Source organism: Asanoa sp. NPDC049573 (genome assembly GCF_040676615.1).
Classification (GTDB): domain Bacteria; phylum Actinomycetota; class Actinomycetes; order Mycobacteriales; family Micromonosporaceae; genus Asanoa.
Window position 1 is genome coordinate 226,050 of the sequence record NZ_JBFAPI010000011.1, and the last position, 13,892, is coordinate 239,941.

A 13,892-nucleotide genomic window follows, 5' to 3' on the forward strand; every position below is an offset into this window, starting at 1 on the left:
GGCTCACGTTACCGGGGAGTAATCATGCGGGACGCGGTCATCGTCGGTGCGGTCAGAACTCCGGTCGGGCGTCGCAACGGCGGCCTGTCCGGCGTACACCCGGTTGATCTCTCTGGGCATGCCCTGCGTGCCCTGGCCGAGGGCCTCGCGCTCGATCCGGCCGAGGTCGACGACGTGGTCTGGGGTTGCGTCTCGCAGGTCGGCGACCAGTCGTGGAACATCGCGCGGGCCGCGGTGCTCGCCGCCGGCTGGCCCGAGGCGGTCCCCGGCACCACCCTCGACCGGCAGTGCGGCTCCAGCCAGCAGGCCGTGCACTTCGCCGCCGCTGCGGTCATCGCCGGCCAGGCCGACCTGGTGGTCGCCGGCGGCGTCGAGTCGATGAGCCGGGTGCCGATGGGTTCGAGCATCGGCGACGGCAACGCGTTCGGTGACCAGGTGCGTGCCCGCTACCGCGACCACGACGGGTTCGCGGCCGACGACCCGGTGCCGTTCAGCCAGGGCGTCGGCGCGGAGATGATGGCCCAGCGCTGGGGCTTCGACCGGCGCCGGCTCGACGAGTACGCGCTGGCCAGCCACCAGAAAGCGGCCGCCGCGCAAGACGCCGGCCTGTTCGACGCCGAGATCGCGCCGGTGGCGACCGCCGACGGCGGCAAGGTCACCCGCGACGAGGGCATCCGCCGCGACACCACGCTGGAAAAGCTGGGCGAGCTCAAGACGCCGTTCCGCGCCGACGGCGTGGTGACCGCCGGTTCCGCGTCGCAGATCTCCGACGGCGCGGCCGCCCTGGCCGTGACCACCAGCGAGTGGGCGGCCCGACACGGCCTGCGCCCGCTGGCCCGGATCCACACCGCCGTCGTCGCGGCCGACGACCCGGTCGTCATGCTGACCGCGCCGATCCCGGCCACCGCGAAGGCGTTGCGGCGCGCGGGCCTGGGCATCGAAGAGATCGGCGTGTACGAGGTCAACGAGGCGTTCGCGCCCGTGCCGCTGGCCTGGCTGGCCGAAACCGAGGCCGACCCGGCCCGACTCAACCCGCGTGGTGGCGCGATCGCACTCGGTCACCCGCTCGGCGGTTCCGGCGCCCGGATCATGACGACGATGCTGCACCACCTGCGCGACAACGGGATCCGCTACGGACTGCAGACGATGTGCGAGGGCGGCGGCATGGCCAACGCGACCATCATCGAGGCGCTTTAGTCCCTCTTGGGGTAAAGATCCTAATGGAGGTTTAAGGAAGTCGCGACCGAGCAGGCCGCGACTCTCCAGCGAGGCGCGTCGTTGTGTGTGGCATGGACGTCTTCTCCCGTACGTTCCTGCCAGCCGCCGCGGAAGCCGGTGTGGCCCTCCCCACCGTCAGCAGGCACCTGCCGGTTTTCCGGCGCTGTGTCGCCGCCGACGACACCGCCGCGCTGGTGGCCCGGTGCACCCGCGCCGACCGCCCCGCGCAGGGCGAATACCTACTGCTCTTGACCTATCGCCGCCTGGTTGTGACCCACGAGTCGCGGATGCTGCACCGCCTCCGGCTGCATCTGAACACCGAGCTGGGCCACCTGGGCAACGTGACGTGGAACCCCGATCCGCGGCTCTCCGCGGTTGAGCTGGCGGCGACCGCCGTCGATGGGGTGCGGGAGCGATTCTGGATCCGGGTCGGCCACGCGAAGCAGGTGTGGCACCTGGACGCGCTGCTCAGCCACGTCTTCCGCCCGCGCACCGTCCGCGTGGGAGCCGGGACGGCGGCCGGGGTCAATTCCCCGGCCGCCGCCACCAGCGCCGCGCTCCGGCGTGACACGGGCGCCTGGGAGTCGCTGGGACGGTCGCGCCGCGACCTCGCGGTGGCCTTCTAACAAAGCCCTTACATAACGGCGTACGCCGGTCGGCCATGATGGGGCCGTGAGTGACCGGCCATCAGGGCTCGTGCTCGTCGTGGAAGACGAGCGGGCGATCGCGGACCTCGTCCGGCTCTATCTGAGCCGGGACGGGTTCGGCGTGCACGTCGAACACGACGGGGACGCCGGCCTGGCGGCCGCCCGCCGGGTCCGGCCGGTCGCCTGCGTGCTCGACATCGCGCTGCCCGGCATGTCGGGCACCGAGGTCTGCCGCCGGCTCCGCGAGGCCGGCGACTGGACCCCGGTCATCTTCCTGACCGCCCGCGACGACGAGGTCGACCGGATCGTCGGGCTCGAACTCGGCGCCGACGACTACCTCACCAAGCCGTTCTCGCCCCGCGAGTTGGTCGCCCGGCTGCGCGCGGTGCTGCGCCGGGCCGAGGGCGGCGTCGCTGCCGCCGCCGACCGTCCGCGCACGGTCGGCCCGCTGACGCTTGATCCAGCGCGCCGGGGCGTGACCGTCGCCGGGACGCCCGTGCTGCTCACCTCCACCGAGTTCGACCTGCTGGCGCACCTGGTCGGCCGCCCGGGCCGGGTGTTCACCCGTGAGGAGTTGCTGGCGGCGGTCTGGGGATACGCGTCCCATTCGGGCACCCGGACGGTCGACGTGCACATCGCCCAGGTGCGCGGAAAGTTGGGCGCGGCCGGCGCGCTGATCCGCACCCACCGCGGCGTCGGGTACGCGATCGATGGCTGACCTGACCGTTCCCCTGCAGGTGATCCGCGAGCGCACCGGTCGCCGGGTGGCGCGCACCCTGACCTCCCGCGCGGTCCTGGTCGGCTGCGCGGTCGCGCTGGTCTCGGTGCTGGTCACCGCGCTGGTGGCGATCCCACTGGCGGCCCGCGCGGTCGAGGAGCGCACCCGCGAGTCGCTGGCCACCGAGGCCACCGTGGTGGCCGCCGCGCTGCGCGCGACACCGCGGCCGGCCGGCGACCAAAAACTGCTCGACGCGCTGCGCAAGCGCGACATCTCGCTGTTCGTGCTGCGCCGCGGCGTGCCCGACCAGCCCGGCCTGCCGCCGTCGGTGTTGCGCGAGGCCGCGGCCGGCGAGTCGTTCTCGGGCCGCGGTGTCGTCGCCGGCGTACCGTCCCTCGTGGAGGCCCGCGCGCTCAACAGCAACGGCAACGCGGTGGTGCTGACCCATCCGCGGGCCACCGGCGTCTGGCGCGACGTCGGCCAGAACCTGTGGCTGGCGCTGCTCGCCGGGCTGGCCGCGGGCGTGCTGGCCGGCGCGCTCCTGGGCCGGCGGCTGGCCCGCCCGATCCGCAATGCCGCGACCGCCGCGGTCCGGTTGCGCGGCGGCGACCGCCAGGTGCGGGTGCCGGTCGAGCAGCCGCAGGAGGCGGCCGACCTGGCGCACGCCCTCAACGGCCTGGCCCAGGCGCTGTCGACCAGCGAGGGCCGGCAACGCGACTTCCTGCTCTCGGTGTCGCACGAGTTGCGTACCCCGTTGACCGCCATCCGCGGTTACGCGGAAGCGCTGGCCGACGGCGTGATCGACGGCGACGGCGCGGCGGCCGCCGGCCGCACGGTGCTCGACGAGGCGTCCCGGCTCGACCGCCTGGTCACCGACCTGCTCGCGCTGGCCCGCCTGGACGCGGTCGACTTCCCGCTGACCCCGTTGCCGGTCGACCTGTCGGCGATCGTCACCGAGACGGCACAGACCTGGCGCCCACGCTGCGCCGCCGCCGGGGTCCCGCTCGGCGTCGAGTTGCCCGGCCATCCGGTGGCGGCGTTCACCGACCCCGGTCGCACCCGCCAGATCCTCGACGGCCTGCTCGAGAACGCCCTGCGAATCGTCCCGGCCGGTGCGCCGATCGTGCTGTCGGCCCGCCCGGACCCGGGCGGCGGCGCGATCCTCGAGGTCCGCGACGGCGGCCCCGGTTTCACCGACGACGACCTGCGGGTGGTCTTCGAACGCGGCGCCCTGCGGCAGCGCTACGACGGCATCCGCAAGGGCGGCAGCGGCCTGGGCCTGTCCCTGGTGCACGGCCTGGTCCGCCGCCTGGGCGGCAGGATCGAGGCCGGCCACGCCCCGGAGGGTGGCGCCCGCTTCACCATCGCTCTGCCCCAGCAGCCTTACCAACCTCTTACCTAGGCCTGACCCCGCCCACGCGAACGTCGCCGATCGTGGTCGCAAGTGTTCGAGGAGAGGGAGAACCATGAGGCGTTGGCTTGCGGGAATTGGGCTGGTCGCGGTTGTCGGGCTTGGCTTGACCGGGTGCGGGCTCGCCGGCGGCAGCGGACAGGTGGCCGACCAGGCGTTCGACGTCGTGGCCGGGATGGGTGCCGAGGGCGAGGCGCTGGCCGCCATGGGGTTCGACCCGGACGACATCACGCCGGCTGAGCTGGCGGAACTGCAGGCACAGGCGCCGTCGCCCGGGGCTTCGCCGTCGCCGGCGGCCAAGGGGAAGGGCAACGGCAACGGGCACGGCGATCGGGGCAAGCGGGTCAAGGCGCGCGTCATGCTGCGGAAGAACACGCTGCACGGCGAGGCGGTCGTGCGGGCCAAGGACGGCACGACGCAGACCGTGCTGGTGCAGCGCGGGCAGGTGACGGCCGTCGACGGGGACTCGATCACCGTCAAGAGCACGGACGGGTTCAGCCTCACCTGGAGTTTCGCCGACGACCTGCGGGTCGTCGAGCGGCGCAGCACGATCCAGCCGAAGGAACTCGCCGTCGGTGCGCAGGTCGGGGTGGCCGGCACCAAGACCGGCGACGGCGGCAGCGCCCGGCTCGTCGTCATACCGCGGGAGAAGTAGCGCCGTGGGGGCCCCGGGCCGCCGGGGCCCCCACGACAGTCAGTAGACCCGGTCGCCGATGAAGTCGTCGTGGCCGTAGCCGACCGGGTTCGGGAAGGTGCGGGACTCGAAGCTCCACTGCTGCCGGGTGCTCGAACCACAGGTGGCCAACCGCAGGCGCGGCGTACCCAGCAACGGGTTGTCGAAGGCCAGGCAGAGCGCGGTGTTGCCGGCCGCCTTGAGCTGGTTGCCGGCGAAGACCCACTTCTGGTTGGCGCCGCCGGTGCAGTTGTAGATGTTGACCGTCGTGTTGGCGGTCAACGAGCCGCCGGACACGTCGAGGCAACGGTCGTGCGACAGCTCGCTGTGCAGCGACTGCCGGGCCGGGTCGTACCAGAAGCCCTGGTTTCGCCCGCCGTGGCAGGTGTAGGACTGCTGCACCGTGCCGTTGCGCGAGTCGTAGCCCTTGCCGTCGACGCACTTGCCGGTGCCCGCGTTGCGCAACTGCTTGAACTCGAGCAGGCCGTCGACCAGCGTGCCGTGGCCCGTGCTGGCCGGGTCGACACAGGTCGCCTGGGGCAGCCCGGAGGTGTAGAACGCGGTCATGCACTCGGCGAACATGCCGTGGCCGCGAGCGTTGGGGTGGAACGACTGGCGCGCGGCGTTCTCGTTCCAGATCCCGACCTCGATGAACAGGCCGCGGACGCTGGTGTTGTCGGTGCACACCTCGTGGCCGTGGAAGAGGCGGCTGGCGTCGAGATAGCGGGTGCCGGTGTCGGCCGCCGCCTGGCGCAGGCCGCGTTCGAACAGCGGCACCGCCTTGTTGCGGGCGAACGCGTGGTCGGCGAGGTAGAGCAGGCAGCCGCCGGCGTACCAGCCGGGGAACTCGGGATTGTCCTCGACATCCGGGCTGGCCGGGCTGGGATAGGACTGCAGCACGAGCTCGTAGTCCGTGGCGAGGTAACCGGCGCCGGTCATCGTGGCCCGGATCGCCCGCAGCGCGTCTTCGACCGCGTTGCGTGACCCGTCGACCCTGGTCGTCCAACCGTCGGTGTAGGTCGGCCAGCAGGCACCCTGGAAGAACACCCGCTTGACGGCGCAGTCGGTGGCGACCGGGCCGAACTGGATCGTGCCGTCGCCGTTGGCGCCGACCACCACCCAGATCAGCTTGATCCGGGTGTTGCGGGCCTTGATGGCCAGGTTGTCGCCCTGGTTGAGCTCGTTCCACTGGGCCGGACCGCCGGCGATCAGGTTCCACGGTGTGGCACCCGAACAGGCGATGTTGAACTGGGTGTCGGAGGCGATGCCGGTGCGGAACACCGCCTGGTCGTAGGACCGGTCGCACCAGTTGCCGTCCTGGTGCGTGCCGGGAACGTAGTTGCCGACGCCCTCGCCGGAGATCTCGCTGTCACCCATGGTGACCAGCGCGGTCTTGCGCTCTTCGAGGGGACGGATGCCGGGACTGCCGTAGAGCGCGCTGGCCTCGGCGGCGCGGATCGCCTCGAGGTCGGCCGGCAGCGGCTGGACGGTGGGACGGTCGGCCGCGGCCGCGGGAGCACCGGCGGCGGCGAGGGACGGGAGGACGAGGCCCGCGGCGAGCGCCGCTGCGGCGAGGATGCGCATCGACCCACTCCTTCCAATCAATCGGAATGTATCGATTGAGTTACTGGAGAGTAGCCTGATGAACGCGCATATGTGAATAGTCCTCAGATGGTCGGTCCGACCTCGGGCGGGTGACCGGACCGGCGGTGAAACACGATCTTCCCGGTTAGCCGGTACGCTGGTGCGGATTTGTCGCCTGCCCAGGAGAAGTTCCCGTGAAGCTCTCGATCCTCATGCCGGTCTACAACGAGGAAGAACGCATCGCGGAGGCGCTCAAGCAGGCGCTCGCGGTGGAATATCCGTGCGAGATCGAACTCGTCGTGGTCAACGACGGCAGCCGCGACGGCACCGGCGCGATCCTCGACGCCGCCGACGACGCGCGCCTGCGGGTCATCACCCACCCGCGCAACGCGGGCAAGGGCGCGGCCATCAAGACGGCCGTCGACAACGCCGAGGGCGACTACATGGTCATCCTCGACGCCGACCTCGAATACGACCCGATGGACATCCCGAAGCTGCTCGACCCGGTGCTCGACGGCCGGGCCAAGGTGGTCTACGGCAACCGCACCTTCGGCAGCCACAGCGCCTACAGCTTCTGGTACGTGATGGGCAACAAGGCCGTCACCACCGCTGCCAACGTGCTCTTCAACTCCTACATCGGCGATCTGGAGACCTGCTTCAAGCTGCTCCCGGTCTCGCTCTACCGGTCGCTCGACGTCAAGTCGAAGGGCTTCGGCATGGAGGCCGAGGTGACCGGCAAGCTGCTGCGCCGCAAGATCCGCCCCTACGAGGTGCCGATCAGCTACCGGGCACGCGGCCGCGAAGAGGGCAAGAAGATCACTTGGAAAGACGGCGTCGAAGCACTGTGGATCCTCACTCGCGAGCGCGGCCGCAAGCGCTGAGCACCGAGACGCTCACTATCGGTGAGCTGTCCGCGCGGTCGGGCGTCGCGCCGTCCGCCCTGCGTTACTACGAACGGCTCGGGCTGATCCGGGCCGGTCGCACCAGCGGCAACCAGCGCCGCTACGACCGCGCTGAGCTGCGCCGGGTCGCCTTCATCCGGATCGCGCAACAGGTCGGCGTCGCGCTCGACGAGATCGCCGACGCGCTGGCCGAACTCCCCGACAACCGCACGCCGACCCGGGCCGACTGGGGCCGGCTCTCGGCGCTCTGGCGGACCCGACTCGAAGAGCGCATCGCGCTGCTCGAAGAACTGCGCGACGACCTGGCCGAGTGCATCGGCTGCGGCTGCCTGTCGATGCAGCGCTGCCAGCTCTACAACGCCGACGACCGGCTGTCGGCCGAGGGCAGTGGCCCGCGGCTGCTGCTGCGGCGCGCGGGGCGGCGCGTCACCCGGGATTGACCAGCAGCACCTTGCCGGTGTGCAGGTTCTCCTCGACGACCCGGTGTGCCTCGGCTGCGCGCGGCATCGGGATCCGCCGGTCGATCACCGGCCTGATCCGGCCTGCTTCGACCAACGGCCACACGGTCGTGCGTACACCCTTGATGATTTCGGTCTTCTCCGCCGCCGGCCGGGCCCGCAATGTCGTCGCGGAGATCGCTCCCCGCTTGGCCATCAGCTTGCCCAGGTCGAGCTCGGCGCGGCGGCCGCCCTGGGTGCCGATGATGGCCAGCCGGCCGTTGGGCGCCAGCGCGGCGATGTTGCGGTCCAGATAGGACGCTCCGATGATGTCGAGGATGACGTCGGCACCGCCCAGCTTCTGGGTCACCTCTACGAAGTCCTCAGTGGAATAGTCGATGACGTGGTCGGCGCCGAGGGCCAGCAACGCCTCATGCTTCACGGCGCGTGCTGTGGTGATCAATCGCACGCCGAGCGCCTTGCCGAGTTGGATGGCGAACGTGCCGATGCCGCTCGATCCACCATGGACCAGCAGCGTCTCGCCCGCGCGCAGGCCCGCGCCACGCACCACATTGGACCAGACGGTGCAGGCGACCTCGGGCAGCCCGGCCGCGTCTTCGACCGTGACGCCGGCCGGCACCGGCAGCAGGTGCTCGACGGGCACGGCCACCCGCTGCGCGTAGCCGCCGCCGGAGAGCAGCGCGCAGACGGGCTCGCCGCCCGCCAGACCCGCGCACTCCAGCCCTGGGTAGGGCGACGCGCCGGCCGGCGGGTTGTAATGGCCCTGCCGTTGCAGCAGGTCGGCCCGGTTGACCGCGGAGGCGACGACGTTGACCAGCACCTCGCCCGGCCCGGGCACGGGATCCGGCACCTCGGTCCAGGTGAGCACATCGGGGCCGCCGGGTTCGGGGATCGTTATCGCGCGCATGCCCTTTCTTACCCCGTCGCCGGGCGCATGGCAGACTTGACCCCGCGTCCAGGAGGGTTCGCCTAGTGGCCGATGGCGCTGGTCTTGAAAACCGGTAAGAGGGCAACCTCTTCGTGGGTTCGAATCCCACACCCTCCGCTTCAGGCCTACCGCGGTCTGCGGCCCACCGCGAACACCGATTGTCCGAAGGGTGGGCGCACTCGCTGCTCGACCGCCCGCGTCGCGGGCAGCACCAGCTTGTCGTAGAACTTGACCATCGCGCCTTCCTTCGGCGTCAGGCGGAAGACGCTGGTGGCCATGTAGTAGCCGATCAGCCCGAGCGCGTTGGTGTAGTTGATCCGCTCGACCCGCAGGTCCGCCCGGTTCATCACCCGGGCAAGCGATTTGATGGTGTAGCGGCGGACGTGACCGGTCGCGATGTCGACCGGGCTCATCGCGAACGGGAACGCCGGCACGATGATGATCACGGCGCCGCCCGGTCGGACCATCCGGCCCATGCTCTGCAGCGCGCGCCGGTCGTCTTCGATGTGCTCGAGCACGTTGTACGAGACGGCCGCGGTGTACGCACCCTCCTGCTGGCTGGGCAGCAGCATCTGGCGTACCTCGATGTCGGGATGGCCGGCCAGCCGCTCCTTGAGCGCGATCAGCCGGTCCGGGTCGGCCTCGGTGGCCGTGAAGCGCTGGGTGTAGGGCGCCCACTCGAGCGCGTAGTCGCCCAACCCACTGCCGATCTCGATCGGGTTGCTGCCCAGATAGGGCAGGGCCAGTTCGGCGAACCAATGTCGATGGTTGACCGCGGTCGCCAAGCCTTCGAGCACCTCGGACTGCACGTGCTGGTTCCCGGTGATCTCGGCCATCTGCCGCCTCCCCCCGGTAGGGACAGTTGCCTCGATGGAACGTGAGAGAGCTTCCCTATTAGTTACGGTATGAAAACCTAGGTCGGATGTGCCAGGGATCCGGTGATTTGCCGGTCTTCTGTGGATCCCCTTGACGGGCGCTGGAGGAGCCGATGCCGGTGGGAGGGTCTCGGGTTACGGGAGTGACCACTGCGACGCTGGCGCCCGCCGCCACGCGCCGGCTGCTGTGGCAGCGCGGCCGGGTTCGCGACCTGGCCGCCGTCGGGAGCTATGTCCTGGCGGCGTTCTGGGTGACCTACCGCATCTGGCTGCACCCGACCTGGGGCCTCGCGGCCAACCGGGCCGACCAGGCCTTCTTCGAGTGGATGCTGGGGCACGGCGCGCTCGTGGCCACCGGGCAGGCGTCCCCCTTCGTCTCCGGGCAGATGAACGCGCCACTGGGCATCAACCTGATGGCCAACACGTCGGTGCTCGGCATCTCGATCCCGCTCACCCCGGTCACGCTGCTCTTCGGGCCGCACGCGGCCTTCAACGTCTTCCTCACCGGCGGCCTGATCCTGACCGCGGTGTGCTGGTATCTGGTGCTCTCCCGCTATCTGCTGCGGCGCCGGCTCGCGGCCTGGATCGGCGCCGGCTTCTGCGCGTTCGCGCCCGGGATGATCTCGCAGGCCAACGGCCACCCCAACCTGGTCACGCAGTTCCTGGTGCCGGTGCTGATCTGGCGCACGCTCGAGCTACGCCGCCCGCGTTTCGTGGTCAACGGCGTGCTGCTCGGCCTGGTGGTGGTCTGGCAGGCGTTCATCAACCTGGAGATCCTGTTCATGACGGCCGTCGGCCTGGTGATCTTCCTGATCGTGGCGGCGGCCGTCCGCTGGCGGGAGACGCGGGCCACCTGGCGGCCGTTCCTGGCCGGCGGGCTTGTCGCGGTCGGCGTGGCACTCGCGGCGCTCTGGTATCCGATCGCGGTGCTGCTGCACGGCCCGCAGTCCTACAGCGGCCTCCCGCTGGAGGTGCGCGAGTACGGTGCCGACCTCGCGGCCTACGTCGGCCTGTCCCGCGAGTCGCTGCTGGGCAACATGGACACCGCCCGCGGCCTGGCGCAGAACGCCGCCGAGGAGAACTCGTTCTTCGGCTGGCCGCTGCTCGCCCTGACGCTCGGTGTGGTGGTGGCGTTGCGGCGCAGCGCGGCCGCGCTCGGCCTGTTCGCCGTCGGACTGGTGTTCGCGTACCTGTCCCTCGGCCCGGTGGTCCGGCTGCACGGCGCACGGACGGCGATCCCGTCGATGTGGGCGTCGCTGCACGAGGTGCCGGTGCTCAGCTCGGCGGTGCCGACCCGCTGGGCGCTGGCGGTCACCCCGGTCGTCGGCCTGTTGCTGGCGATGGGCGTCGCGGCGGCACAGCGACTCGCGCAGACCATCACCTCACCGGCGCGGGCCCGCACCTTCCGGGCCGTGGCCGCCGCCGCGCTGCTGGTCGCGCTGGTGCCGATCGCGCCGACCGCGCTGCCGGCGACCAAGCTGACCAATACGCCCGGCTTCGTCGCCGACGGCACGTGGAGCCGCTACACCGAGGGCGGGCGGAGCATCGTGTTCGTACCCGTGCCGAATTCGGGTGTGAACGACCCGATCCGCTGGTCCGCCGCCACGCTGACCCGGATGCCGCTGGCCGGCGGCTACTTCCTGGCGCCGGTCGGCCCCGACCGGACCGCCAGCTTCACCTCGGAGTTCCGGGCCACCAACTACTTCCTGCGCTACGTCAGCGCCAGCAAGAAGGTGCCGCCCTTGTCGGCGGCGAGCCGGGCCAACGCGCGCGGCGATCTGGCCTACTGGAAGGCCGGCGCGGTCGTGGTGCCGCAACGGCGCGACACCGAGCTGTGGAAGAAAGCACTGACCGCGTTGTACGGCGCACCGCCCGAGCGGGTCGGCGACGTCTGGCTGTGGGACGTCTCGAAGCTGCCCGCGTGATGGAACTTCGCGAGATGAGGGCGTACGTCGCGGTCGTCGAGGAGGGCGGGCTGTCCGCGGCCGCCCGCCGGTTGCACGTGAGCCAACCCGCCCTGTCGCAGCAGATGAGCGCCCTCGAACGCGAACTCGGCGTCGACCTGCTCACCCGCAGCAGCACCGGGGTACGACCGACCGAGGCGGGCCGGACCCTCCTGTCCGAGGCGCGCGCGGTGCTGGCGCGCTACGACCGGGCGATGTCAGCCGTCGACCGGCACACCGCGCCCGGAGGCAGCCTGCTGCGCCTCGGCGTCCCGCTCGAACTTCCTGGCGACCTGCTCTCCCGATCGGTGGCGGCTCTGGCGGCACCGTTCCCGGAGACCCGGGTCCGGCCGCGACATCTGTCCACCGCCGACCAGTTCGTCGCCCTGGACCGCGGTGAGCTCGATGTCGGCCTGGTGCGCGAACATCCGGTCGGCGGCGGCCTGGACGCTTCGCTGGTGGTGGCCGAACCGCTCGGGGTGCTTGTCACCGCCGATTTCGCCGCACTGGTCGGCGGACCAGCCGGTGCGCGGTTGCAGGACCTGGTCGGGCTGCACTGGGTCGGCTTCCCTCGGTCGGCCAGCCCGGCCTGGTATGACGAGGTCACCGCGATCCTGCGGAGCCACGGACTCGACCTCGGCCCCGCGGCACCCGCGGGGCAGGAGCTGATCCCGGACGTGAAGTTCACCGCGGTGACGTCGGGTCGCGCGTTCGCCCTGGCCCCGCCGGACTGGGCCCAGCCCGTGCCCGCGTCGATCAGGTGGTTGCCGTTGGTCGGTCGGCCGCTGGTCCGGCGCACCTGGGCGGTGTGGCCGGCCAGTTCCCGCCGACGCGACCTCGGCGCCCTGGTCGCGGCGCTGGAGGCTTATGGCGGCCATAACGACAACGAAGAGCCGGCTGGGAAAGTCTGAGCGGGTGCCGGCATTGAACCCATCGACCGGCCGGGATGTCCCGGCCGCATAGAGATGGGTGAGTCAATGACTTTCGAATTGACGGGCCGGTCGGCGTTGGTCACCGGCGGCACCAGCGGCATCGGGCGGGCCACCGCGCTGGCGCTGGCCAACCTCGGAGCGCACGTCCTCGTAGCGGGCCGCGACCCGCGCCGGGGCGACGAGGTGGTGCGGGCTATCCGGGAGAAGGGCGGAAAAGCCGACTTCCTGGCCACCGACCTGCGTGACGAGGACGCCGCCCGGTCGCTCGCAGCCCGGGCCCGCGAGCTCGCCGGCCGGGTAGACGTGCTGGTCAACAACGCCGGCATCTACCCCTTCATGGCAACCGACGAGACCAGCGAGATCGACTTCGACGCCGTGTACGCCCTCAACGTCAAGGCGCCCTACTTCCTGGTCGCCGAGCTGGCGCCGGACATGGCCGCGCGCGGCGACGGCGTCATCGTCAACGTGACGACGATGGTCGCCGAGTTCGGCATGTCAGGCATGGCGCTCTACGGCTCGAGCAAGGCGGCCGTGGTGCTGCTGACCAAGGCGTGGGCAGCCGAGTACGGGCCGCGCGGCGTGCGGGTCAACGCGGTCAGCCCCGGCCCGGTCCAGACGGCCGGGACCGCCGCCATGGGCGACGACCTGGACGTGCTGGCGTCGGCCGCGCCGGCCGGCCGGCCCGGCTCGGCGGACGAGGTGGCCGAGGCCATCGCCTTCCTGGCGACCGACCGCTCCAGTTTCGTGCACGGCGCGCTGCTGCCCGTCGACGGCGGCCGGATCGCGGTCTGAGCCGGCGCCGTCAGGCCGGACGCGCGGCCTCGTCCAGTCCCCATTTGTCGTCGCGATCTTCCCGTGGCACAGTCTCTGTGAGATGTCGTTCAAACTTTAAGGACTTGTGTGATGGGTACGTCGATCGTCGTCGGGGGAACCGGCGGACTGGGCCGGGCCGTGGCCGCACACCTCGTTGCCCGGGGCGACACGGTGGTGGTCACCAGCCGGGACAAGGCACGCGCCGAGGCCGCGGCCGCCGCGCTCGGCCCGGCGGCCCGCGGGCTGGCCGTGGACCTGTCCGACCCGGTGACGATCGCGGCCGGGTTGGCCGAGATCACCGAGGTCGACCACCTGGTGATCACGGCCACCAGCCAGGTGCCGAACGTGCTGGCGGAGTTCGACGTGGCGGCCGCGGTGACGGCGCACACGATCAAGCTGGTCGGCTACGCCGAGGTGGTGCGCTGCCTGCGCGACCGCTTCCGCCCCGGCGCCTCGGTGGTGCTGTTCGGCGGCGTGGCCAAGGAGCGTCCGTACCCGGGCTCGACGGTCGTCACCACCCACAACGCGGGCCTGTCGGGCCTGGTGAAGACGCTGGCCGTGCAGATCGCGCCGCACCGGATCAACCTGATCCACCCCGGCATCGTCGGCGACAGCCCGAAGTGGGCCGGCGTGCCCGACCACCCGCACGTGGCCCGCACCCCGATAGGCCGCCTGGTCACAGTGGCCGAGGTTGTCGACGCCACCGACTTCCTGTTGCGCAACGGCGGCATCAACGCCCAGGAACTCTTCATCGAGGGCGGCGTCCTCGCCAACTGACCGGCACTCGCCG

General features: G+C 71.4%; 14 protein-coding genes and 1 tRNA gene. 12 read left to right on the top strand and 3 right to left on the bottom strand.

The annotated features are described in order from the left end of the window. Positions 1-24 precede the first annotated feature (24 nt). The 5 genes from AB0J74_RS24400 (at position 25) to AB0J74_RS24420 (ending at position 4,649) form a co-directional block, all read left to right on the top strand. Entirely contained in the window at positions 25-1,197 is a 1,173-nt protein-coding gene (locus tag AB0J74_RS24400) for an acetyl-CoA C-acyltransferase (protein WP_363451626.1), read from the top strand. A 92-nt stretch (positions 1,198-1,289) separates the two neighbouring features. After that, on the top strand, positions 1,290-1,844 hold the full coding sequence (locus AB0J74_RS24405) for a hypothetical protein (RefSeq protein WP_363451628.1): 555 nt from the start codon (positions 1,290-1,292) through the stop codon (positions 1,842-1,844). Positions 1,845-1,890: 46 nt separating this feature from the next. Continuing rightward, positions 1,891-2,583, top strand: coding sequence for a response regulator transcription factor (locus AB0J74_RS24410; protein WP_363451630.1), 693 nt, complete (start codon positions 1,891-1,893; stop codon positions 2,581-2,583). Next, positions 2,576-3,985: a HAMP domain-containing sensor histidine kinase gene (locus AB0J74_RS24415; protein ID WP_363451632.1), complete on the top strand. Its 1,410-nt coding sequence runs from the start codon at positions 2,576-2,578 to the stop codon at positions 3,983-3,985. The genes AB0J74_RS24410 and AB0J74_RS24415 overlap by 8 nt, the downstream gene beginning before the upstream one ends. Before the next feature lie 64 nt (positions 3,986-4,049). Beyond that, positions 4,050-4,649 carry a hypothetical protein gene (locus AB0J74_RS24420; RefSeq protein ID WP_363451634.1) on the top strand — a complete coding sequence of 200 codons (600 nt, stop codon included), beginning with the start codon at positions 4,050-4,052 and terminating at the stop codon, positions 4,647-4,649. Positions 4,650-4,688: 39 nt separating this feature from the next. Here the strand turns inward: AB0J74_RS24420 and AB0J74_RS24425 are convergent, their stop codons facing one another. Then, a complete protein-coding gene (locus AB0J74_RS24425; protein WP_363451636.1) occupies positions 4,689-6,251 on the bottom strand; it encodes a ricin-type beta-trefoil lectin domain protein in 1,563 nt (520 codons plus the stop codon). Between the two features lie 194 nt (positions 6,252-6,445). On the opposite strand from AB0J74_RS24425, the gene AB0J74_RS24430 reads away from it, so the two are divergent. Together AB0J74_RS24430 and soxR are read left to right on the top strand one after the other, a co-directional pair. Beyond that, positions 6,446-7,132 carry a glycosyltransferase family 2 protein gene (locus AB0J74_RS24430; protein WP_363451638.1) on the top strand — a complete coding sequence of 229 codons (687 nt, stop codon included), beginning with the start codon at positions 6,446-6,448 and terminating at the stop codon, positions 7,130-7,132. Further along, on the top strand, positions 7,129-7,593 hold the full coding sequence (gene soxR, locus AB0J74_RS24435; RefSeq protein WP_363451755.1) for a redox-sensitive transcriptional activator SoxR: 465 nt from the start codon (positions 7,129-7,131) through the stop codon (positions 7,591-7,593). The genes AB0J74_RS24430 and soxR overlap by 4 nt, the downstream gene beginning before the upstream one ends. Here the strand turns inward: soxR and AB0J74_RS24440 are convergent. Continuing rightward, positions 7,580-8,518, bottom strand: a complete 939-nt coding sequence (locus AB0J74_RS24440) for an NAD(P)H-quinone oxidoreductase (RefSeq protein ID WP_363451640.1) — start codon at positions 8,516-8,518, stop codon at positions 7,580-7,582. The two genes, soxR and AB0J74_RS24440, sit on opposite strands and share 14 nt — an antisense overlap. A gap of 51 nt (positions 8,519-8,569) precedes the next feature. On the opposite strand from AB0J74_RS24440, the gene AB0J74_RS24445 reads away from it, so the two are divergent. Continuing rightward, positions 8,570-8,656 (top strand) — tRNA-Ser (locus AB0J74_RS24445). A gap of 8 nt (positions 8,657-8,664) precedes the next feature. On the opposite strand, the gene AB0J74_RS24450 is transcribed toward AB0J74_RS24445, so the two are convergent. After that, positions 8,665-9,375, bottom strand: coding sequence for a class I SAM-dependent methyltransferase (locus AB0J74_RS24450; protein WP_363451642.1), 711 nt, complete (start codon positions 9,373-9,375; stop codon positions 8,665-8,667). Between the two features lie 182 nt (positions 9,376-9,557). Between AB0J74_RS24450 and AB0J74_RS24455 the strand changes: the two genes are divergently transcribed. The 4 genes from AB0J74_RS24455 to AB0J74_RS24470 all read left to right on the top strand — a co-directional run bounded on the left by AB0J74_RS24455 (position 9,558) and on the right by AB0J74_RS24470 (position 13,879). Continuing rightward, positions 9,558-11,339 carry a hypothetical protein gene (locus AB0J74_RS24455; protein ID WP_363451644.1) on the top strand — a complete coding sequence of 594 codons (1,782 nt, stop codon included), beginning with the start codon at positions 9,558-9,560 and terminating at the stop codon, positions 11,337-11,339. After that, positions 11,339-12,268 carry a LysR family transcriptional regulator gene (locus tag AB0J74_RS24460; RefSeq protein WP_363451646.1) on the top strand — a complete coding sequence of 310 codons (930 nt, stop codon included), beginning with the start codon at positions 11,339-11,341 and terminating at the stop codon, positions 12,266-12,268. Before AB0J74_RS24455 ends, AB0J74_RS24460 begins: the two co-directional genes overlap by 1 nt. Before the next feature lie 66 nt (positions 12,269-12,334). Then, a complete protein-coding gene (locus tag AB0J74_RS24465) occupies positions 12,335-13,081 on the top strand; it encodes an SDR family NAD(P)-dependent oxidoreductase (protein ID WP_363451648.1) in 747 nt (248 codons plus the stop codon). A gap of 111 nt (positions 13,082-13,192) precedes the next feature. Then, positions 13,193-13,879: an SDR family oxidoreductase gene (locus AB0J74_RS24470; RefSeq protein ID WP_363451650.1), complete on the top strand. Its 687-nt coding sequence runs from the start codon at positions 13,193-13,195 to the stop codon at positions 13,877-13,879. Positions 13,880-13,892: the final 13 nt, after the last annotated feature.

Coding starts and splice junctions, on each gene's coding strand:
- AB0J74_RS24400 (WP_363451626.1), top strand. CDS start 25: ATGCGGGACGCGGTCATCGTCGGTGCGGTCAGAACTCCGGTCGGGCGT.
- AB0J74_RS24405 (WP_363451628.1), top strand. CDS start 1,290: ATGGACGTCTTCTCCCGTACGTTCCTGCCAGCCGCCGCGGAAGCCGGT.
- AB0J74_RS24415 (WP_363451632.1), top strand. CDS start 2,576: ATGGCTGACCTGACCGTTCCCCTGCAGGTGATCCGCGAGCGCACCGGT.
- AB0J74_RS24420 (WP_363451634.1), top strand. CDS start 4,050: ATGAGGCGTTGGCTTGCGGGAATTGGGCTGGTCGCGGTTGTCGGGCTT.
- AB0J74_RS24425 (WP_363451636.1), bottom strand. CDS start 6,251: ATGCGCATCCTCGCCGCAGCGGCGCTCGCCGCGGGCCTCGTCCTCCCG.
- AB0J74_RS24440 (WP_363451640.1), bottom strand. CDS start 8,518: ATGCGCGCGATAACGATCCCCGAACCCGGCGGCCCCGATGTGCTCACC.
- AB0J74_RS24450 (WP_363451642.1), bottom strand. CDS start 9,375: ATGGCCGAGATCACCGGGAACCAGCACGTGCAGTCCGAGGTGCTCGAA.
- AB0J74_RS24460 (WP_363451646.1), top strand. CDS start 11,339: ATGGAACTTCGCGAGATGAGGGCGTACGTCGCGGTCGTCGAGGAGGGC.
- AB0J74_RS24465 (WP_363451648.1), top strand. CDS start 12,335: ATGACTTTCGAATTGACGGGCCGGTCGGCGTTGGTCACCGGCGGCACC.
- AB0J74_RS24470 (WP_363451650.1), top strand. CDS start 13,193: ATGGGTACGTCGATCGTCGTCGGGGGAACCGGCGGACTGGGCCGGGCC.